We start from the raw sequence: 19,188 nt of genomic DNA on the forward strand, positions 1-19,188 counted from the left end.
TGATTCTGGTCACATTAAATGGTAATTCATTACATAGTTAAACGTTTGCTAGCTGAGATCTTGTGGTTCTATGTCTAAATTCCAGCGTACTTTCTTAGCATTTGGCAACAACTCAATAGCAGGTTTGGCACTGGTTAATAACTTTTGCATCAATGAACGATGCTGAGTTTGCAGTAATAGTTGCCAACGGTATTTACCAGCCCGCTTGGCCAAAGGTGAAGGAGTAGGGCCTAACACCATGCAGGAATCATCGAACAGAGGGTGTGACTCTAACGTAAAGCGAACCTGACGCAGGAAGTCTTCAACTACCTCACTTTGGTTCGCCTCTGCTTTAAACAGAGTCAAGAAACTATAAGGCGGAAGCTGAGCCAATTTGCGTTCTTCCAGAGCAGTCATAGCAAAGTGGCGATAGTCTTTTTGAAGCAGGGCCTGCAGCAAGCTGTGCTCAGGATGGTGGGTTTGTAGGATAACCTCGCCAGGTTTACTTGCGCGGCCGGCACGACCTGCGACTTGAATAAACAACTGCGCTAGTCGCTCGGAAGCGCGGAAGTCACTACTATAGAGAGAGCCATCAACATCCAAAAGAGCAACGAGCGTTACATTTGGAAAATGGTGCCCCTTAGCCAGCATTTGGGTGCCAATCAGAATTTGATGTTCACCTTTACGAATCGATTCAAGGGCATCTTCCAAACTACCTTTGCGACGTGTGCTGTCTCTGTCGATGCGAATGGCGTTGTATTCTGGAAATAACTGAGCCAATTGTTGTTCGAGTTGTTCCGTTCCTACGCCGACGGTAACCAATTGGGTTGAACCACACCCCTGACATTGATGAATCACCGGTTGTTGTGAGCCGCAGTGATGGCAGCGTATTTCGTTGCTGTAATGGTGGAACGTATAGTACGCATCACAGCGTTTACATTCTGCAATCCAACCGCATTCATGGCACATCAAAGCGGGCGAAAAGCCTCGGCGGTTAAGAAACAACATTACTTGATTGCCAGCTTTTAAATGCTTGCGCATCTCGGCAATCAGTTGGGCAGATAAGCCACTTTCTAAATACTGACCTTTTACATCTAACACTTTATTGGTGGTTGGCACGGCAGAGCCAGCTCGTTGGGTTAGTGTTAAATGGTGATACTTGCCTGACAAGGCATTGTGCAATGTCTCCAGTGCAGGTGTGGCTGAGCCCAGAACAATCGGAACTTGTTCTTTATGAGCGCGCATTACAGCAACATCGCGTGCATGATAACGCAAGCTATCTTGCTGTTTGTAAGAGGTGTCATGTTCCTCGTCCACAATGATAATCCCGAGATCAGCAAAAGGCGCGAGTAGGGCAGAGCGTGTGCCGATAATGATTCCGGCCGCTTTGTCGCGTGCAGAAAGCCACGCATTCAGACGCTCCGTCTCGTTTAACCCGGAGTGGATGACGTCAACTGGCACATTAAAACGGCGTTTAAAGCGGTTGATGGTTTGTGGTGTTAAGCCAATCTCTGGTACTAAAACCAAGGCTTGTTTACCTTTCTCTAAGACCGGCTTGATAAGGTTTAAGTAAACTTCTGTTTTACCAGAGCCAGTTACTCCCTCTAATAAATAGCAAGCAAAGCCTGTTTGGCTATTTACACTTGCAATAGCGAGTGCTTGTTCGTGGTTGAGCTTTGGCTTCTCGACGTCGCATTCAACGTGCTGTCCCCACTGGGTGATTACAGGCTTCTTCTCGATACGTTCAATCCAGCCTTTCTCTTCTAAAGACTTTAGTACTGTTGAGGCTATCTCTTGGTCGACAAATTCCTGGTGAGGCAAAGCGCCGTTAACCAACATTTGCAAGACCTTCTGTTGTTTGACTGCTCGACGATCAAGCCCTTGCATCAGCTTGTCTTTACCGGATTCGGTAATTTGCCACTCTTGTAGCGTCGCAAAATCTGCAGGCTTTCCTTTACGTAGAGCTGCTGGCATCGCATTGTGTAGCGTATCTCCAAGTGGGTATTGGTAGAACTGGCTGCACCAAGTCAGCAACGAATAAAGCTTTTCAGACCATATCGGCTGAGAATCAAGAACTGCTTTGATTGGCTTGAGTTGATCTTTGGGAAAGTCCGAGTGATTAACCATCGCGGTGACGATGCCAACTAACGTTTGGCGTCCAAAAGGTACGGAAACGCGTCCACCAATGATCGGAAACAGGTGCCCCGGAATGGCGTAATCAAATTGTTTGTCGAGCGGAACGGGTAATGCCACTCTAGCAATGGTTGGACGCATAAATTCTTAGCTATTAAAAAAGAGGGAAAGGAAATGAGAGTCTATTAAAATCGGTATGGAAATTCGAGTAAAGCAATGCGATTCAGCGTGAATCGTGCCTCTATGATTAGTCTGGCTAAAAAAGTGGCGAAAAAGTTGCCAAATGTGTTGATCCGAGCAATGTGATTCTTTACTATATCGCGCCTTGAGATATGGCTTCGGCAATTAGTTGATGCGGTATCCCATTTTATTATTAATTGCGTGTGGTGTGCGGCTTAGATTCGTATAGCGACACGGCCTACTATTGAGGTTATCCCATGAAAGCTGGTATCCACCCAGAATACAAAGCAGTAAAAGCGACTTGTTCTTGCGGCAACTCTTTTGAGTTCAACTCTACTCTAGGTAAAGAGTCTATCCACCTAGACGTATGTGACAAGTGTCACCCATTCTACACTGGTAAGCAACGTATCGTTGATACAGGCGGCCGTGTTGATCGCTTCAACAAGCGTTTCGGTGCACTATCAAGCGGTAAGAAATAATAGCAGCCGCTATTACGATTACAGTTTAGAAAAGGACGCTTCGGCGTCCTTTTTGTTTTAATGGCTACCAAGCGAAGAGGAATGTATGGGGTTTGGAATATTCCCGATTATTTTTCACTCAGCGCTTGCAACCTAAAGTGTGATCTGTATAATGCAGCGCACTGGTTAAGCCAGTTGTGAACCAATGAGCAGTGAGGAGCGAGCAAATCTAAGGATTTGTGAGGTAATGTATACTCAGCTTATGTTCGCGGTTAATACAATTAGCTATCTTTTCTTCGGAAAAACTATCCTCAAAGGTGACTTTGGCATATAGGGATAGTTAATCGAAAATTAACTGACAATGCGTCCTAATCTTGGATGCTACGGTTTCACATAAATCAATCGGCATTCTCTCGTCTTGACGAGTTTGAGTGGCGATATTGTTTGTGTAATTTATTAAATTTGGAGCTCTGTCTCATGCAGAACCAACGTATCCGTATCCGCCTAAAAGCTTTCGATTACAAACTAATCGATGCTTCTACAGCGGAAATCGTTGAAACAGCTAAGCGCACTGGCGCACAGGTTCGTGGTCCAATCCCACTGCCAACTCGTAAAGAGCGTTTCACAGTTCTTATCTCTCCACACGTTAACAAGAAAGCACGTGACCAGTACGAAATCCGTACTCACAAGCGTCTAATCGACATCGTTGAGCCAACAGACAAGACTGTTGATGCTCTAATGCGTCTAGACCTTGCTGCGGGCGTTGACGTTCAAATTAGCCTAGGTTAAGGGAGATTAGAAGTATGATTGGTCTAATCGGTCGTAAAGTGGGCATGACCCGCGTATTTACTGAAGAAGGCGTTTCTATCCCAGTAACAGTTGTTGAGGTTGAAGCTAACCGTGTTTCTCAAGTGAAAACTCTTGAAACTGACGGCTACGCAGCAATCCAGGTTACAGCTGGTTCTAAGAAAGCTAACCGTGTAAACAAAGCTGAAGCAGGTCACTTTGCTAAAGCTGGCGTTGAAGCTGGTCGCGGTCTTTGGGAATTCCGTTTAGAAAACGGCGAAGAGTTCGAAGTTGGTTCAGAACTAACTGTTGAACTATTCAACGAAACTAAGAAAGTAGACGTTACTGGTACATCTAAGGGTAAAGGTTTCCAAGGCGCTGTTAAGCGTTGGAACTTCCGTACTCAAGATATGACTCACGGTAACTCATTGTCTCACCGTGCTCCTGGTTCTATCGGTCAATGTCAGACTCCAGGTCGCGTATTTAAAGGCAAGAAAATGGCAGGTCACATGGGTGCTGAGCGTGTAACGACTCAAAACCTAGAGATCGTACGTGTTGACGCTGAGCGCAACCTGCTTCTTATTAAAGGTGCAGTCCCAGGCGCAACTGGCGGCAACGTGATCGTTAAACCAGCTGTTAAAGCATAACGTCTCAGGAGTAAGTAATGGAACTAATGGTTAAAGGTGCCGATGCACTAACTGTTTCCGAAACTACTTTCGGACGTGAGTTTAACGAAGCTCTTGTACACCAAGTAGTTGTTGCGTACGCAGCAGGTGCTCGTCAAGGTACTCGTGCTCAAAAAACACGTTCAGAAGTTTCTGGCGGTGGCGCTAAGCCATGGCGTCAAAAAGGTACTGGCCGTGCGCGTGCTGGTACAATCCGTAGCCCAATCTGGCGTACAGGTGGTGTTACTTTTGCTGCGAAACCACAAGATCACAGCCAAAAAGTAAACAAAAAAATGTACCGTGGTGCTATGAAGAGCATTCTTTCTGAGCTTGTTCGTCAAGAGCGTCTAATCGTTGTTGATAACTTCTCAGTTGAAGCACCAAAGACTAAAGAGCTAGTTGCTAAGCTTAAAGAGCTTGAGCTAACTGACGCTCTAATCGTGACTAGCGAAGTAGATGAGAATCTATTCCTAGCTGCTCGTAACCTATACAAAGTTGACGCACGTGATGTTGCTGGTATCGATCCAGTATCTCTAATCGCGTTTGACAAAGTTGTAATGACTGCAGAAGCAGTTAAGCAAGTAGAGGAAATGCTAGCATGATCACTGAAGAGCGTATCCTAAAAGTTCTACGTGCACCGCACATCTCTGAAAAAGCAACTATGGCAGCTGAGAAAGCGAACACTATCGTTTTCAAAGTCGCTAAAGATGCGACTAAAAAAGAGATCAAAGCAGCTGTAGAAAAGCTATTTGAAGTTGAAGTTAAGTCTGTAAATACTCTTATCACTAAGGGTAAGACCAAACGTCAAGGTCTACGCCAAGGTCGCCGCAGCGACGTTAAGAAAGCGTACGTTACTTTGAAAGAAGGTCAAGATCTTGACTTCGTTGGCGGCGCGGAATAACAGGAGTAGTTAAAAATGGCTATTGTTAAATGTAAGCCGACTTCCCCTGGTCGTCGTCACGTTGTTAAAGTTGTTAACGCTGACCTACACAAGGGCAAGCCATACGCACCTCTTCTAGAGAAAAACTCTAAGAACGGTGGTCGTAACAACAAGGGTCGTATCACAGTACGTCACATCGGCGGTGGTCACAAGCACCACTACCGTGTAGTTGACTTCAAACGTACTAAAGATGGTATTCCAGCGACAGTTGAGCGTCTTGAATACGATCCAAACCGTAGCGCAAACATTGCTCTAGTTCTTTACAAAGACGGTGAGCGTCGCTACATCCTAGCACCTAAAGGTGTTGTAGCTGGTGATGTTATTCAGTCTGGTGTTGATGCACCAATCAAAGCTGGTAACACTCTACCAATGCGTAATATCCCAGTAGGTTCAACAGTACATAACGTTGAACTTAAGCCTGGTAAAGGTGGTCAGCTAGCTCGTTCGGCTGGTGCTTACGCTCAAATCGTTGCTCGCGACGGTGCGTACGTAACTATCCGTCTACGTTCTGGCGAGATGCGCAAAGTTCTTTCTGAAGGCCGTGCAACAATCGGTGAAGTTGGTAACTCTGAGCACATGCTACGTGAACTTGGTAAAGCAGGTGCATCACGTCATCGCGGTATCCGTCCAACGGTTCGTGGTGTTGTAATGAACCCGATTGACCACCCACATGGTGGTGGTGAAGGTCGTACTTCTGGTGGTCGTCACCCAGTATCTCCTTGGGGTATGCCTACTAAAGGCTTCAAGACTCGTAAGAACAAACGCACTGACAAGTACATCGTACGTCGTCGTAACAAGTAATCTATATAAAGAGGAATCGCCATGCCACGTTCTCTCAAGAAAGGTCCTTTTATTGACCTACACTTGCTGAAGAAGGTAGAGAAAGCGGTGGAAAGCGGAGACAAAAAGCCTATTAAGACTTGGTCCCGTCGTTCAATGATCATCCCTACGATGATCGGTTTGACCATCGCTGTCCATAATGGTCGTCAGCACGTACCAGTATTTGTAACTGATGAAATGATCGGTCACAAACTGGGTGAATTCGCACCAACACGTACTTACCGCGGTCACGCTGCGGATAAGAAAGCTAAGAAGCGCTAAGGAGTAGATAATGGAAGCAATTGCTAAACATAACTTTGCTCGCATTTCGCCTCAGAAAGCTCGCTTAGTTGCGGATCTAATCCGTGGTAAATCTGTTGACCAAGCTCTAGAAATCCTAACGTTCAGCAACAAAAAAGCTGCTGCACTAGTTAAGAAAGTTCTAGAGTCTGCTATCGCTAACGCGGAGCACAACGAAGGTGCAGATATTGACGATCTGAATGTCGCAAAAATCTTTGTAGATGAAGGCCCAACCATGAAGCGTATTATGCCTCGTGCTAAAGGTCGTGCGGATCGTATCTTGAAGCGTTCAAGCCACATCACTGTTGTTGTAGCAGATCGCTAGAGACTAGGAGAGTAAGCAATGGGTCAAAAAGTACATCCAAATGGTATTCGTCTAGGCATCGTTAAGCCTTGGAATGCTACATGGTTTGCTAACACCAAAGATTTCGCTGACAACCTAGACGGCGACTTCAAGGTACGTCAGTTCCTTACAAGTGAACTGAAAAAAGCGTCTCTATCACGTATCGTTATCGAGCGTCCTGCTAAGAGCATCCGTGTGACTATTCACACTGCTCGTCCAGGCGTTGTTATCGGTAAGAAAGGTGAAGACGTTGAGAAGCTACGCGCAGCTGTAGCTAAAATTGCAGGTGTACCAGCGCAAATTAACATCGCTGAAGTACGTAAGCCTGAACTAGATGCGCAACTTGTTGGTGACAGCATCGCGTCTCAGCTAGAGCGTCGTGTTATGTTCCGTCGTGCTATGAAGCGCGCAGTACAAAACGCAATGCGCCTAGGCGCTAAAGGTATCAAAGTGGAAGTAAGCGGTCGTCTAGGCGGCGCTGAAATCGCACGTTCAGAGTGGTACCGTGAAGGCCGTGTGCCTCTACACACTCTACGTGCTGACATTGATTACGCAACTTCTTCGGCTCACACTCAATACGGTGTGATCGGCATTAAAACTTGGATCTTCAAAGGTGAAATCCTAGGTGGTATGCCAGCAGCTAACGCTGTAGAGCCTAAAGGCGACAAGCCTAAGAAGCAGCGTAAAGGCCGTAAGTAAGGAGTCGACAGATGCTACAACCTAAACGTACTAAGTTCCGTAAGGTTCAGACTGGTCGTAACCGTGGTCTAGCTAAAGGTACTGATGTAAGCTTCGGCGAATTCGGTCTTAAAGCTGTTGGCCGTGGTCGTCTAACTGCTCGTCAAATCGAAGCGGCACGTCGTGCAATGACACGTCACGTTAAGCGTCAAGGTAAAATCTGGATCCGTGTGTTCCCAGACAAACCAATCACAGAAAAACCACTTGAAGTTCGTCAAGGTAAGGGTAAAGGTAACGTTGAGTACTGGGTAGCCCAAATCCAACCTGGTAAGGTTATGTACGAAATGGGTGGTGTACCTGAAGAATTGGCACGTGAAGCGTTCCGTCTTGCGGCACGTAAACTGCCTTTCAAAACTACATTTGTAACTAAGCAGGTGATGTGATGAAAGCACAAGATCTACGCGAGAAAAGCGTTGAAGAGCTTAACGCTGAGCTAATGAATTTGCTACGCGAACAGTTCAACTTGCGCATGCAAGCTGCGACTGGTCAACTACAGCAAACTCATACTCTGAAAGCTGTACGCCGTGATATCGCACGTGTGAAAACTGTTTTGACTGAGAAGGCAGGCGCATAATGAGCGAAGTAAAACGTACTCAACAAGGTCGTGTTGTTAGCGACAAGATGGACAAGTCTATCACTGTTGCTATCGAACGTTTCGTAAAACACCCAATCTACGGTAAATACGTAAAACGTACGACTAAAGTACACGCACATGACGAGAACAACGAGTGTGGCCTAGGCGACACAGTTGAAATCGCAGAGTGTCGTCCACTGTCTAAGACTAAGTCTTGGACTTTGGTAAAAGTTCTAGAAAAGGCGAAGATTTAATCTCGTTAATTCTATGAAACTAAAGCGGCTCCAAAATATTTTTGGAGCCGTTTATTTTTTGACTACCCAATCACAAAAAAGGGTGGTACAATTCGCGTCCCTTTTAAAGAGGCAGCCCGACCCGTGATGGGTCTAGTTATTAATATTTAGCGGAGCACTAACATGATCCAAATGCAAAGTATGCTGGACGCAGCTGATAACTCAGGCGCACGCAGCGTAATGTGTATTAAGGTTCTGGGTGGCTCTCACCGCCGTTATGCACATATCGGTGACGTCATCAAAGTTACTGTGAAGGAAGCAATCCCTCGCGGTAAAGTTAAAAAAGGTGATGTTCTGAAGGCGGTGGTAGTGCGCACCCGTAAAGGCGTACGTCGTCCTGACGGTTCTGTCATTCGCTTCGACCGAAATGCTTGCGTATTGCTAAACGACAATACTGAGCAACCAATCGGTACACGTATCTTTGGTCCTGTGACACGCGAACTTCGTGGCGATAAGTTCATGAAGATCGTTTCACTGGCTCCAGAAGTTCTGTAAGGAGCACGTAGAAATGGCAGCTAAAATCCGTCGTAATGACGAAGTAATCGTTCTTGCTGGTAAAGACAAAGGCAAGAAAGGTAAAGTAACTAAGGTTCTAGCAACTGGTAAAGTTATCGTTGAAGGTATCAACCTAGTTAAGAAACATCAGAAACCTGTTCCAGCTATGGGTATCCAAGGCGGTATCGTAGAGCAAGAAGCAGCTATCGACGTTTCTAACGTGGCTATCTTTAACGCAGCTACTGGTAAAGCTGACCGTATCGGTTTCCGTTTTGAAGACGGCAAAAAAGTTCGTTTCTTCAAGTCTAACGGCGAAACCGTTTCTAACTAATAGAAGTAATTTGGAGTTCTACTATGGCGAAACTGCATGATTACTACAAGTCGTCTGTAGTCGCTGAACTGACCAAACAGTTCGGTTACACAAGCGTCATGCAAGTCCCTAGAATCGAGAAAATCACCCTAAACATGGGTGTTGGTGAAGCAATCAACGATAAGAAACTGCTAGAAAATGCAGCGTCTGATATGGCAACGATCTCTGGTCAAAAGCCACTTATCACAAAAGCGCGCAAATCTGTTGCAGGTTTCAAAATCCGTGAAGGCTACCCTATCGGTTGTAAAGTAACCTTGCGTGGCGAACGTATGTGGGATTTTCTTGAGCGTTTAATTAACATCGCTCTTCCACGTGTACGTGACTTCCGTGGTGTTAGCGCTAAGTCTTTTGACGGTCGCGGTAACTACAGCATGGGCGTTCGCGAGCAAATCATCTTCCCGGAAATCGACTTTGATAAAGTTGATCGAGTACGCGGTCTAGACATCACTATTACGACGTCTGCTGGTACTGATGAGGAAGGCCGTGCTCTGCTGGCTGCCTTTAACTTCCCATTCCGTAAGTAAGGTGAAGGGTTACTGTTATGGCTAAAAATTCAATGAAAGCACGTGAAGCAAAACGTGCGAAGCTAGTAGCTAAGTTCGCTGAAAAGCGTGCAGCGCTAAAAGCTATCATCAGCGATGTAAACGCATCTGAAGAAGATCGTTGGAACGCGGTTCTTACACTGCAATCTCTTCCACGTGATTCAAGTGCATCACGTCAGCGCAACCGTTGCAACCAAACTGGTCGTCCACACGGTTACCTACGTAAGTTCGGTCTAAGCCGTATTAAGGTTCGTGAAGCTTGCATGAAAGGCGAGATTCCGGGTCTTCGTAAGGCTAGCTGGTAATTGCCACTTAATCATTTGGAGTAAATCATATGAGCATGCAAGATCCGATTTCGGATATGCTGACCCGCGTTCGTAACGGTCAGGCAGCAAACAAAGTTGCTGTAAAAATGCCTTCTTCAAAGCTTAAAGTTGCAATTGCTGCACTACTAAAAGCTGAAGGTTACATCGTTGACTTCGCTGTTGAAGGCGAAGCAAAACCTGAGCTAGAAGTTACACTTAAGTACTTCCAAGCTAAACCAGTAATCGAGCAACTTAAACGTGTTTCTCGTCCAGGTCTACGTGTTTACAAGAAGAAAGATGAACTTCCTTCTGTAATGGGTGGTCTTGGTATTGCTATCGTTTCTACTTCCAAGGGTCTTATGTCAGACCGCGCTGCACGTAAAGCAGGTCTTGGTGGTGAAATCATCGCTTACGTAGCTTAATAAGGAGTAGACTATGTCTCGTGTTGCAAAAGCACCTGTCGCTATTCCAGCTGGCGTAGAGGTGAAACTAAACGGCCAAGAAATCACTGTAAAAGGTGCGAAAGGCGAACTAACTCGCGTTCTTAACAACGCAGTTGTAATCGCTCAGGAAGAAAATAACCTGACTTTCGGTCCTAAAGAAGGTGTTGCTAACGCATGGGCTCAAGCAGGTACTGCTCGCGCTCTAGTTAACAACATGGTTGTTGGTGTTACTGAAGGCTTTACTAAGAAGCTAACTCTTAAAGGTGTAGGTTACCGTGCTGCTATCAAAGGCAACGCTGTAGGTCTAACACTAGGCTTCTCACACCCAGTTGAGCACGAGTTGCCAGCGGGTATTAAAGCTGAATGTCCAAGCCAAACTGAAATCGTGATCACTGGTGCTGACAAGCAACTAGTTGGTCAAGTTGCGGCTGACATTCGTTCTTACCGTGAGCCTGAGCCATACAAAGGCAAAGGTGTTCGTTACGCAGATGAAAATGTGCGTACTAAAGAAGCTAAGAAGAAGTAAGGTAACACTATGGATAAGAAAGCATCTCGCATCCGTCGTGCTACACGTGCACGTCGTAAGATTGCAGAACTGGGTGCGACTCGCCTAGTTGTACACCGTACTCCTCGTCACGTGTACGCACAGGTTATCGCGGCTAACGGCTCTGAGGTTATCGCAGCAGCTTCTACTGTAGAAAAAGCGATCCGTGAGCAAGTGAAATACACTGGTAACGTTGATGCAGCTAAAGCAGTGGGTAAAGCTATTGCTGAGCGCGCTCTAGAGAAGGGCGTAACTGCAGTTGCATTTGATCGTTCTGGTTTCCAATACCACGGTCGAGTAGCGGCGCTAGCAGAATCTGCTCGCGAAGCTGGTCTGAAATTCTAAGGTAGGGTTGGAAGATGGCTAAAGAACAACAAGTTCAAGCGAATGATTTGCAAGAAAAGCTAATCGCAGTTAACCGTGTTTCTAAAACGGTTAAAGGTGGTCGAATCATGAGCTTCACTGCACTAACAGTAGTTGGTGACGGTAACGGTCGTGTAGGTTTCGGTTACGGCAAAGCTCGTGAAGTACCTGCAGCGATTCAAAAAGCAATGGAAAAAGCGCGTCGTAACATGACTACGATCGCTCTAAACGAAGGCACTCTTCACCACCCAGTGAAAGGTCGCCATTCGGGCTCTAAAGTTTACATGCAGCCTGCTGCAGAAGGTACTGGTGTTATCGCAGGTGGTGCGATGCGTGCAGTACTAGAAGTTGCTGGTGTACACAACGTACTATCTAAAGCGTACGGTTCTACGAACCCTATCAACATCGTTCGTGCAACGATCGATGCACTAGGTAGCATGAAGTCACCAGAAATGGTTGCTGCTAAACGTGGTCTAACTGTTGAATCTATTTCGGAGTAAGAACACCATGGCAACTATTAAAGTAACTCAAACTAAAAGCTCAATTGGTCGTCTGCCAAAGCACAAAGCTACTTTGCGCGGTCTAGGTCTTCGTAAAATCAACCACACAGTAGAACTTGAAGATACTCCGTGTATTCGCGGTATGATCAACAAGGTTTACTACATGGTTAAAGTTGAGGAGTAATCAGAATGCGTTTGAATACTCTAGCACCGGCTGCTGGCGCGAAAACTTCTGCGAAGCGAGTAGGTCGTGGTATCGGTTCAGGCCTAGGTAAAACTGGTGGCCGTGGTCACAAAGGTCAAAAATCACGTTCTGGCGGCAGTGTTCGTCCAGGTTTCGAAGGCGGTCAGATGCCTCTGAAACAACGTCTACCAAAATTCGGTTTCACTTCTCGTAAGAGCCTAGTGTCTGCTGAAGTTCGTCTAGCTGAGCTAGCGAAAGTTTCTGGTGACGTAGTTGATCTAAACAGTCTTAAAGCTGCTAACATCATCACTAAGAACATCGAATTTGTAAAAGTTGTTCTTTCTGGTGAAATCAACAAAGCAGTGACTGTTAAAGGTCTACGTGTGACTAAAGGCGCTAAAGCTGCAATCGAAGCTGCAGGCGGTAAAATCGAGGAATAATCTCGAGGAACGAGGTACAGATGGCTAAGAAACCAGGACAAGATTTTCGTAGTGCTCAGAGCGGCTTAAGTGAACTAAAGTCGCGCTTGTTATTCGTAATTGGTGCACTTTTAGTATTCCGAGCCGGCTCTTTTGTGCCGATTCCTGGTATTGACGCTGCTGTACTTGCCGATTTGTTCGAACAGCAAAAAGGTACCATCGTTGAAATGTTTAACATGTTCTCCGGTGGTGCTCTTGAGCGTGCATCTATATTAGCATTGGGCATCATGCCGTATATTTCGGCATCTATTGTTGTCCAATTGCTAACTGTAGTTCATCCAGCGTTAGCTGAACTCAAAAAAGAGGGTGAAGCAGGCCGTCGTAAGATAAGCCAATACACACGCTACGGCACGCTTGTACTTGCAACCTTCCAAGCTATAGGTATTGCAACTGGCCTACCAAACATGGTCGACAATCTGGTTGTTATCAACCAAACCATGTTTACGCTAATTGCTACCGTAAGTTTAGTAACCGGTACCATGTTCTTGATGTGGTTAGGTGAACAAATTACAGAGCGCGGAATTGGTAACGGTATTTCGATACTGATTTTTGCAGGTATTGTTGCTGGATTGCCTTCTGCAATCGGTCAAACAATCGAGCAAGCGCGTCAAGGTGAATTGCATGTACTTCTTCTGTTGCTAATCGCGGTATTAGCTTTTGCAGTAATTTACTTCGTTGTTTTCATGGAACGTGGTCAACGCCGAATCGTCGTTAACTATGCGAAACGTCAACAAGGTCGTAAAGTATTTGCTGCGCAAAGCTCGCACTTGCCTCTTAAAATTAACATGGCAGGTGTAATTCCAGCGATTTTTGCATCAAGTATTATCTTGTTCCCAGGAACATTGGCTCAGTGGTTTGGTCAAAACGGTGAGAGCAGCGCGTTCGGTTGGTTAACTGACGTGTCTTTGGCTCTTAGCCCAGGTCAACCGTTGTATGTAATGCTTTATGCAGCAGCAATTATCTTCTTCTGTTTCTTCTACACGGCGTTGGTTTTCAACCCGCGTGAAACAGCAGATAACTTGAAGAAGTCTGGTGCATTCGTACCCGGTATCCGCCCAGGTGAGCAGACAGCGAAATACATTGATAAAGTAATGACACGTTTAACCCTTGCTGGTGCACTGTACATTACCTTTATCTGTCTGATTCCCGAGTTCATGATGGTCGCGTGGAACGTACGTTTCTACTTCGGCGGTACATCGCTACTAATCGTAGTTGTTGTAATTATGGACTTTATGGCACAGGTACAGACTCATCTGATGTCTCAACAGTATGATTCTGTGTTGAAGAAAGCGAATCTGAAAGGCTACGGCCGTTAATCCGGCGGTAGACTCAGTTTCATTTACGGAGTTTAGCAATGAAAGTTCGTGCTTCCGTTAAAAAAATCTGCCGTAACTGTAAAGTAATCAAGCGTAACGGTGTCGTTCGCGTGATTTGCAGTGAGCCAAAGCACAAACAGCGCCAAGGCTAATTAGCAGAAATTTTTACTTGAAAATGAAGGTTGGGTCGAGTATATTCCTCGGCCTACCTTTTGCGTGCAAAAGAAGTAGTATTCCGCAGCGTATCCATAACGGGCTTTGCTGCGGCTAATTCTTTTATAGAAACACTTAGGAGTGAATAATGGCCCGTATAGCAGGCATTAACATTCCTGATCAGAAACATGCAGTAATCGCTCTAACAGCGATCTACGGCATCGGTAAAACTCGCTCTCAAGCTATCCTAGCTGAAGTGGGTATTGCTGAAAATGTTAAGATCAGTGAACTAACTGAAGAGCAGATCGATCAACTGCGTGATGGTGTAGCTAAGTACACTGTAGAAGGTGATCTACGTCGTGAAGTATCTATGAACATCAAGCGTCTTATGGACCTTGGCTGTTACCGTGGTCTTCGTCATCGTCGCAGTCTACCACTACGTGGACAGCGTACTAAAACCAACGCTCGCACCCGCAAGGGTCCGCGTAAGCCGATCAAGAAATAATCGGGAAGGTAGAGTACAATGGCTAAACAACCAACTCGCGCTCGTAAGCGCGTACGCAAGCAAGTTGCAGATGGCGTTGCGCACATCCATGCTTCTTTCAATAACACAATCGTAACCATTACTGACCGTCAAGGTAACGCTCTTGCATGGGCTACTGCAGGTGGTTCTGGTTTCCGTGGTTCTCGTAAGTCTACTCCGTTCGCTGCACAGGTTGCTGCTGAGCGTTGTGCTGAAATGGCTAAAGAATACGGCCTAAAGAACTTGGAAGTTATGGTTAAGGGTCCTGGTCCAGGTCGCGAATCTACTGTTCGTGCACTAAACGCCGCTGGTTTCCGCATCACAAACATCGTTGATGCTACACCAATCCCTCATAACGGTTGTCGTCCACCTAAGAAACGTCGCGTATAACGTTTCTAGGACAATTGGAGAAGAATCATGGCAAGATATTTGGGTCCTAAGCTGAAGCTTAGCCGTCGTGAAGGCACTGACTTATTCCTTAAGTCTGGTGTTCGCGCGATCGATACCAAGTGTAAAATTGATAACGCACCAGGTGTACACGGCGCTCGTCGCGGTCGTCTATCTGAGTATGGCGTTCAGCTTCGTGAGAAGCAAAAAGTACGTCGTATGTACGGCGTTCTAGAAAAACAATTCCGTAACTACTACAAAGAAGCTGCTCGCCTAAAAGGCAACACTGGTGAAAACCTACTTCAGCTTCTTGAAGGTCGTCTTGATAACGTAGTTTACCGCATGGGCTTTGGCGCAACTCGCGCAGAAGCACGTCAGCTAGTTAGCCACAAAGCTATCCTAGTAAACGGTAAAGTTGTAAACGTTCCTTCTTTCAAAGTAGCGGCTAATGACGTTGTTTCTATTCGCGAGAAAGCTAAACAGCAAGCTCGTATCAAAGCAGCTCTAGAAGTTGCTGAACAACGTGAAAAACCAACTTGGATTGAAGTAGATGGTGGCAAGATGGAAGGTACATTCAAGCGTATGCCTGAACGTTCTGATCTATCAGCTGACATCAACGAACAATTGATCGTCGAGCTTTACTCTAAGTAAGGTTTAAACTAAAGAGAGGACACAATGCAGGGTTCTGTAACAGAATTTCTTAAGCCACGTCTAGTTGACATCGAACAAATCAGCTCGACTCACGCAAAAGTAACTCTTGAGCCATTAGAGCGTGGCTTTGGTCATACTCTGGGTAATGCACTTCGCCGCATCCTTCTATCTTCTATGCCAGGTTGTGCTGTAACAGAAGTAGAAATTGAAGGCGTACTTCATGAGTACAGCACGAAAGAAGGCGTTCAAGAAGATATTCTTGAAATTCTTCTAAACCTTAAAGGTTTGGCTGTGCGCGTTGCCGAAGGCAAAGATGAAGTGTTCATTACTTTGAACAAATCAGGCTCGGGCCCTGTGGTTGCAGGTGACATCACCCATGATGGTGATGTAGAGATCGCTAACCCTGAACACGTAATTTGTCACCTGACGGATGACAACGCTGAGATCGCAATGCGTATCAAAGTTGAACGTGGTCGTGGTTATGTTCCAGCTTCTGCGCGTATCCATAACGAAGAAGACGAGCGTCCTATCGGTCGCCTACTAGTAGATGCTACTTACAGCCCAGTAGACAAAATTGCCTACGCTGTAGAAGCAGCTCGTGTAGAACAGCGTACTGATCTAGACAAGCTTGTTATCGATATGGAAACAAACGGTACTCTAGAACCTGAGGAAGCAATCCGTCGTGCAGCTACAATCCTAGCTGAACAATTGGATGCATTCGTAGATCTTCGTGATGTACGAGTTCCTGAGGAGAAGGAAGAGAAGCCAGAATTCGATCCGATCCTACTGCGTCCTGTAGACGATCTTGAACTAACAGTTCGCTCTGCTAACTGTTTGAAAGCAGAAGCGATTCACTACATCGGTGATCTAGTACAACGTACTGAGGTTGAGCTACTTAAAACGCCTAACCTTGGTAAAAAATCTCTTACTGAGATTAAAGACGTACTTGCGTCACGTGGTCTGTCTCTGGGCATGCGCCTAGAAAACTGGCCACCTGCATCAATCGCTGAAGATTAATCGATACTAGTTAGAAGGATTAGGTCATGCGCCATCGTAAGAGTGGTCGTCAACTCAACCGCAACAGCTCACATCGCAAAGCGATGTTCAGCAACATGGCTAGCTCTCTAGTACGTCATGAAGTTATCAAGACTACTTTGCCAAAAGCAAAAGAGCTACGTCGCGTAGTTGAGCCTTTGATTACACTAGCTAAGACTGACAGTGTTGCTAACCGTCGTCTAGCATTTGCACGTACTCGTGACAACGAAGTAGTTGCAAAACTATTTAACGAACTAGGTCCACGTTTTGCTGCTCGTCAGGGCGGTTACACTCGTATCCTAAAAGCTGGCTTCCGTGCTGGTGATAAAGCTCCAATGGCTTACATTGAGCTTGTAGATCGCCCAGCTGCTGAAGAAGCTGCTGAGTAATCAGTTCGTAAGAACGAGAAAGCCGAGCATTAGCTCGGCTTTTTTGTATCTGTAATTCAGTAAACCTTTATATCCAGCCTGCATTTATTTCAACCCATGCAGACTGGCAATTTAAAAAGTGACTATCACTTGCGCTTATTTACTAGTATTCCACAACCCGCCCAACGAACTTAGAAGCCCTTCGCTAGCGCCTTGCTTGTTCAAGTAATCCAAGATTACTGGAGCAAACTGACTGATCATAGATGGGTCTAAACCTAACGTATCGAATGCACTTTTTACTGCACTGATATTCTCAATATTTCCTAGTAAGCTTTGTGCTCCTTGCAAGTTTGAAAGTCCAGGAATCAAAGACTGTAACTCACTACTATTTTCTTGCGAAAGCTGGCTTTGAGCCAAAGCGAGTAGTGCACCACTGCCTCCGGCTGCTTGCTCAGTGGATACTGGTAATTGGCTAGTTAGCATGTCTGTTAATGGAGACGACTCGGTGTTCAAGCTGCTGCCGACCATGTCCATCAGGCCACTTTCTTTACTTTTTTGAGTGACTGAATCTAAGAATGCGTGCGCACTACCAATGTTGATTGATAGGAGTGCTAGAGTTAGGAGTGTTTTACGCATAGTACCTCCAAAGGTTGAGCGTTTTTTAAAAGTGATTTTATTTTTAAAGGCTATCAGAGTGAAAGGTTCAGAGGTGAGAAAGTCTATTCAGTTTAGACAAAAAAACGGCGCTAGTGCGCCGTTTTATTTAATCATAATTGAAAATGGTTTCAATTAGATAATATCTAATAGTTCTACTTCGAAAACTAAAGCTGCAAATGGAGGGATAGCCGCACCAGCGCCACGCTCACCGTACGCAAGATCTTGTGGTACGTATAGCTTCCACTTAGAGCCAACAGGCATTAGTTGTAGTGCCTCTACCCAACCTTTGATTACACCTGTAACAGGGAATTCAGCAGGTTGACCGCGAGATACAGAGCTATCGAATACAGTACCGTCAGTTAGCTCACCGTGGTAGTGAACGCGAACTGAGCTTTCTGCTGTAGGAACTGCACCAGTACCTTCAGAAATGATTTCGTACTGAAGACCAGAGTCTAGAACGTTAACTTCAGGTCGTAGAGCGTTGTCTTTTAGGAACGCTTCGCCTTCTGCTGCCGCAATTTTTGCTGCTTCTTGGCGAGCTGTTTCTGCACGAGTGTGAAGTTCTTGTAGTGCTTTGTTGATTTCATCAATTTCGATTGATGGCATGTCACCAGTTAGTGCTGTTGCAATACCTGCTGCGATAGCATCAACGCTAAGACCTTCAAGACCAGAGCCTGCAAGTTGCTGACCCATTTGCAGACCAATGCCGTAGCTTGCTTTTTGTTCTGCAGTTTCAAATTTAATTTCAGACATGAATGTCGCTCTTATTAGGAGTGATAAAGGTAACAGGATATCAGTTTCGAGCTTAGGTTTAAATGATTGCGACTGAATGCTTAATTGAGGCGGCCAGGTTGTGACTTATCTCTTACTCCAAGTGAAATTTCTGCTAATTTAATCCCAATTCCATTTTAGTTTGGTGAAAAACATATACTCTCCGCGTCGGTATTTTTATACTGACCGTAGAAGTATTAAGGGACTCATTACAATGAATCGTCGCAGAAAGAAAAAGCAGCAAGTCGACTATGTCGAATTGGTTAAACAAAAATTCGCTGCTATCGACTGGAAGCAGCCGTTCAACAAAGAGCAATGGTTGGAGCGTATACAGCCTGTTAAGCAGTTTTGGTTGCGTCTGCCTAAATTTCATCAGCGTGCTTTGATGGTCTTAGTGCCATTGATTCTGGTACTCCTTGTTATTCCTTTGCCAAATAAAACAGATCAACCAGTTGAGCAGACTGAGGTCGATCATCAACGCGTAGCGATTGAGCTGAACGCGCAGAGTTTAAGCCAGCAGAGAACCTCTCAGAACTCTGGACCGAAATCTGAAGATTGGAAAGAGTACACGGTTAAAAATGGTGATACATTAGCGCAGGTTTTCAGAAGTAATCAGCTCTCTATGGCGGATCTTAGCGCTCTGGTCAAAATAGAAGGCAGTGATAAGCCGCTAAGCCAAATAAAGCAGGGACAGTTGATTCGCTTTAAGCTTAGTGACGAAGGCGAGTTAGATATGCTACAGCTGGAAAAAAGCGGGCGGTCCGTTATGTTTTTCCGTTTGTCGGATGGGACCTTTGGGCGTAACAAGTAAACGCTTCAAATGAAAAGACGCGAATATATCGCGTCTTTTTAGTTAGTTTTTTAATTCGATTAGTTTTCATAGTAACCAATCGA

Annotated in this window: 33 protein-coding genes; 30 read left to right on the forward strand and 3 right to left on the reverse strand. The window is 45.5% G+C overall.

Annotation, left to right across the window (positions count from 1 at the left end):
• Window positions 1-48: 48 nt before the first annotated feature.
• Window positions 49-2,253, reverse strand: a complete 2,205-nt coding sequence (priA, locus tag R7Q41_RS09850) for a primosomal protein N' (protein ID WP_186584494.1) — start codon at window positions 2,251-2,253, stop codon at window positions 49-51.
• Window positions 2,254-2,549: 296 nt separating this feature from the next.
• Here priA and rpmE point away from each other — a divergent pair, with 296 nt between their 5' ends.
• From rpmE to rplQ, 29 genes are all read left to right on the forward strand, one after another.
• Complete coding sequence (gene rpmE / locus R7Q41_RS09855) at window positions 2,550-2,771, forward strand: 50S ribosomal protein L31 (RefSeq protein WP_005379546.1); 222 nt, start codon at window positions 2,550-2,552, stop codon at window positions 2,769-2,771.
• 456 nt (window positions 2,772-3,227) lie between these two features.
• Window positions 3,228-3,539, forward strand: a complete 312-nt coding sequence (gene rpsJ, locus R7Q41_RS09860) for a 30S ribosomal protein S10 (RefSeq protein ID WP_004410492.1) — start codon at window positions 3,228-3,230, stop codon at window positions 3,537-3,539.
• Between the two features lie 14 nt (window positions 3,540-3,553).
• Complete coding sequence (gene rplC / locus R7Q41_RS09865) at window positions 3,554-4,183, forward strand: 50S ribosomal protein L3 (RefSeq protein WP_005379555.1); 630 nt, start codon at window positions 3,554-3,556, stop codon at window positions 4,181-4,183.
• Between the two features lie 17 nt (window positions 4,184-4,200).
• Window positions 4,201-4,803: a 50S ribosomal protein L4 gene (rplD, locus tag R7Q41_RS09870; RefSeq protein ID WP_005379556.1), complete on the forward strand. Its 603-nt coding sequence runs from the start codon at window positions 4,201-4,203 to the stop codon at window positions 4,801-4,803.
• The gene (rplW, locus tag R7Q41_RS09875) at window positions 4,800-5,102 is read left to right on the forward strand and encodes a 50S ribosomal protein L23 (RefSeq protein WP_004398471.1); all 303 of its coding nucleotides are present in this window, start codon (window positions 4,800-4,802) and stop codon (window positions 5,100-5,102) included. The genes rplD and rplW overlap by 4 nt, the downstream gene beginning before the upstream one ends.
• A gap of 15 nt (window positions 5,103-5,117) precedes the next feature.
• Window positions 5,118-5,942, forward strand: coding sequence for a 50S ribosomal protein L2 (rplB, locus tag R7Q41_RS09880; RefSeq protein ID WP_005383168.1), 825 nt, complete (start codon window positions 5,118-5,120; stop codon window positions 5,940-5,942).
• Window positions 5,943-5,963: 21 nt separating this feature from the next.
• Window positions 5,964-6,242, forward strand: a complete 279-nt coding sequence (gene rpsS / locus R7Q41_RS09885; RefSeq protein ID WP_004394525.1) for a 30S ribosomal protein S19 — start codon at window positions 5,964-5,966, stop codon at window positions 6,240-6,242.
• Between the two features lie 10 nt (window positions 6,243-6,252).
• The gene (gene rplV, locus R7Q41_RS09890) at window positions 6,253-6,585 is read left to right on the forward strand and encodes a 50S ribosomal protein L22 (RefSeq protein ID WP_005383164.1); all 333 of its coding nucleotides are present in this window, start codon (window positions 6,253-6,255) and stop codon (window positions 6,583-6,585) included.
• An 18-nt stretch (window positions 6,586-6,603) separates the two neighbouring features.
• The gene (rpsC, locus tag R7Q41_RS09895; RefSeq protein WP_005383161.1) at window positions 6,604-7,302 is read left to right on the forward strand and encodes a 30S ribosomal protein S3; all 699 of its coding nucleotides are present in this window, start codon (window positions 6,604-6,606) and stop codon (window positions 7,300-7,302) included.
• 11 nt (window positions 7,303-7,313) lie between these two features.
• Window positions 7,314-7,724, forward strand: a complete 411-nt coding sequence (rplP, locus tag R7Q41_RS09900) for a 50S ribosomal protein L16 (RefSeq protein ID WP_005379577.1) — start codon at window positions 7,314-7,316, stop codon at window positions 7,722-7,724.
• Window positions 7,724-7,915, forward strand: a complete 192-nt coding sequence (rpmC, locus tag R7Q41_RS09905) for a 50S ribosomal protein L29 (protein WP_005379576.1) — start codon at window positions 7,724-7,726, stop codon at window positions 7,913-7,915. Before rplP ends, rpmC begins: the two co-directional genes overlap by 1 nt.
• Window positions 7,915-8,169, forward strand: a complete 255-nt coding sequence (rpsQ, locus tag R7Q41_RS09910; protein WP_005379575.1) for a 30S ribosomal protein S17 — start codon at window positions 7,915-7,917, stop codon at window positions 8,167-8,169. The genes rpmC and rpsQ overlap by 1 nt, the downstream gene beginning before the upstream one ends.
• A gap of 162 nt (window positions 8,170-8,331) precedes the next feature.
• Complete coding sequence (rplN, locus tag R7Q41_RS09915; RefSeq protein ID WP_004410450.1) at window positions 8,332-8,703, forward strand: 50S ribosomal protein L14; 372 nt, start codon at window positions 8,332-8,334, stop codon at window positions 8,701-8,703.
• A gap of 13 nt (window positions 8,704-8,716) precedes the next feature.
• Window positions 8,717-9,034 (forward strand): 50S ribosomal protein L24, encoded by a 318-nt coding sequence (rplX, locus tag R7Q41_RS09920; protein WP_005379574.1) that lies wholly within the window; start codon window positions 8,717-8,719, stop codon window positions 9,032-9,034.
• 23 nt (window positions 9,035-9,057) lie between these two features.
• Window positions 9,058-9,597, forward strand: coding sequence for a 50S ribosomal protein L5 (rplE, locus tag R7Q41_RS09925; RefSeq protein WP_005379573.1), 540 nt, complete (start codon window positions 9,058-9,060; stop codon window positions 9,595-9,597).
• Between the two features lie 17 nt (window positions 9,598-9,614).
• Window positions 9,615-9,920, forward strand: a complete 306-nt coding sequence (rpsN, locus tag R7Q41_RS09930) for a 30S ribosomal protein S14 (RefSeq protein ID WP_004410442.1) — start codon at window positions 9,615-9,617, stop codon at window positions 9,918-9,920.
• Window positions 9,921-9,949: 29 nt separating this feature from the next.
• A complete protein-coding gene (gene rpsH, locus R7Q41_RS09935; protein WP_005379572.1) occupies window positions 9,950-10,342 on the forward strand; it encodes a 30S ribosomal protein S8 in 393 nt (130 codons plus the stop codon).
• A 13-nt stretch (window positions 10,343-10,355) separates the two neighbouring features.
• Entirely contained in the window at window positions 10,356-10,889 is a 534-nt protein-coding gene (gene rplF, locus R7Q41_RS09940; protein WP_005379570.1) for a 50S ribosomal protein L6, read from the forward strand.
• A gap of 9 nt (window positions 10,890-10,898) precedes the next feature.
• Window positions 10,899-11,252 carry a 50S ribosomal protein L18 gene (gene rplR, locus R7Q41_RS09945; protein ID WP_005379568.1) on the forward strand — a complete coding sequence of 118 codons (354 nt, stop codon included), beginning with the start codon at window positions 10,899-10,901 and terminating at the stop codon, window positions 11,250-11,252.
• Window positions 11,253-11,266: 14 nt separating this feature from the next.
• Window positions 11,267-11,770 (forward strand): 30S ribosomal protein S5, encoded by a 504-nt coding sequence (gene rpsE / locus R7Q41_RS09950; protein ID WP_004745894.1) that lies wholly within the window; start codon window positions 11,267-11,269, stop codon window positions 11,768-11,770.
• A gap of 7 nt (window positions 11,771-11,777) precedes the next feature.
• Entirely contained in the window at window positions 11,778-11,954 is a 177-nt protein-coding gene (rpmD, locus tag R7Q41_RS09955) for a 50S ribosomal protein L30 (RefSeq protein ID WP_005379565.1), read from the forward strand.
• A 5-nt stretch (window positions 11,955-11,959) separates the two neighbouring features.
• The gene (rplO, locus tag R7Q41_RS09960) at window positions 11,960-12,394 is read left to right on the forward strand and encodes a 50S ribosomal protein L15 (RefSeq protein ID WP_005383155.1); all 435 of its coding nucleotides are present in this window, start codon (window positions 11,960-11,962) and stop codon (window positions 12,392-12,394) included.
• A gap of 20 nt (window positions 12,395-12,414) precedes the next feature.
• On the forward strand, window positions 12,415-13,749 hold the full coding sequence (secY, locus tag R7Q41_RS09965) for a preprotein translocase subunit SecY (RefSeq protein WP_005379562.1): 1,335 nt from the start codon (window positions 12,415-12,417) through the stop codon (window positions 13,747-13,749).
• 38 nt (window positions 13,750-13,787) lie between these two features.
• Window positions 13,788-13,901, forward strand: a complete 114-nt coding sequence (rpmJ, locus tag R7Q41_RS09970) for a 50S ribosomal protein L36 (protein ID WP_000868186.1) — start codon at window positions 13,788-13,790, stop codon at window positions 13,899-13,901.
• A gap of 149 nt (window positions 13,902-14,050) precedes the next feature.
• Entirely contained in the window at window positions 14,051-14,407 is a 357-nt protein-coding gene (gene rpsM / locus R7Q41_RS09975) for a 30S ribosomal protein S13 (protein WP_005383154.1), read from the forward strand.
• Window positions 14,408-14,425: 18 nt separating this feature from the next.
• Window positions 14,426-14,815, forward strand: a complete 390-nt coding sequence (gene rpsK / locus R7Q41_RS09980) for a 30S ribosomal protein S11 (RefSeq protein ID WP_001118870.1) — start codon at window positions 14,426-14,428, stop codon at window positions 14,813-14,815.
• 27 nt (window positions 14,816-14,842) lie between these two features.
• Window positions 14,843-15,463 (forward strand): 30S ribosomal protein S4, encoded by a 621-nt coding sequence (gene rpsD, locus R7Q41_RS09985; protein WP_005383146.1) that lies wholly within the window; start codon window positions 14,843-14,845, stop codon window positions 15,461-15,463.
• A gap of 24 nt (window positions 15,464-15,487) precedes the next feature.
• A complete protein-coding gene (locus tag R7Q41_RS09990) occupies window positions 15,488-16,480 on the forward strand; it encodes a DNA-directed RNA polymerase subunit alpha (RefSeq protein ID WP_005383143.1) in 993 nt (330 codons plus the stop codon).
• 26 nt (window positions 16,481-16,506) lie between these two features.
• The gene (gene rplQ / locus R7Q41_RS09995; protein ID WP_005383141.1) at window positions 16,507-16,887 is read left to right on the forward strand and encodes a 50S ribosomal protein L17; all 381 of its coding nucleotides are present in this window, start codon (window positions 16,507-16,509) and stop codon (window positions 16,885-16,887) included.
• Between the two features lie 135 nt (window positions 16,888-17,022).
• Here rplQ and R7Q41_RS10000 read toward each other — a convergent pair whose 3' ends face one another.
• Both R7Q41_RS10000 and R7Q41_RS10005 read right to left on the reverse strand, forming a co-directional pair.
• Window positions 17,023-17,502, reverse strand: a complete 480-nt coding sequence (locus R7Q41_RS10000) for a DUF2780 domain-containing protein (RefSeq protein ID WP_017820297.1) — start codon at window positions 17,500-17,502, stop codon at window positions 17,023-17,025.
• Between the two features lie 153 nt (window positions 17,503-17,655).
• Window positions 17,656-18,276, reverse strand: coding sequence for an FKBP-type peptidyl-prolyl cis-trans isomerase (locus R7Q41_RS10005; RefSeq protein WP_005383137.1), 621 nt, complete (start codon window positions 18,274-18,276; stop codon window positions 17,656-17,658).
• A gap of 232 nt (window positions 18,277-18,508) precedes the next feature.
• On the opposite strand from R7Q41_RS10005, the gene R7Q41_RS10010 reads away from it, so the two are divergent.
• Window positions 18,509-19,105 (forward strand): LysM-like peptidoglycan-binding domain-containing protein, encoded by a 597-nt coding sequence (locus R7Q41_RS10010; protein WP_017820296.1) that lies wholly within the window; start codon window positions 18,509-18,511, stop codon window positions 19,103-19,105.
• Window positions 19,106-19,188: the final 83 nt, after the last annotated feature.

It is taken from the genome of Vibrio sp. 2096, assembly GCF_033339595.1.
Classification (GTDB): domain Bacteria; phylum Pseudomonadota; class Gammaproteobacteria; order Enterobacterales; family Vibrionaceae; genus Vibrio; species Vibrio alginolyticus.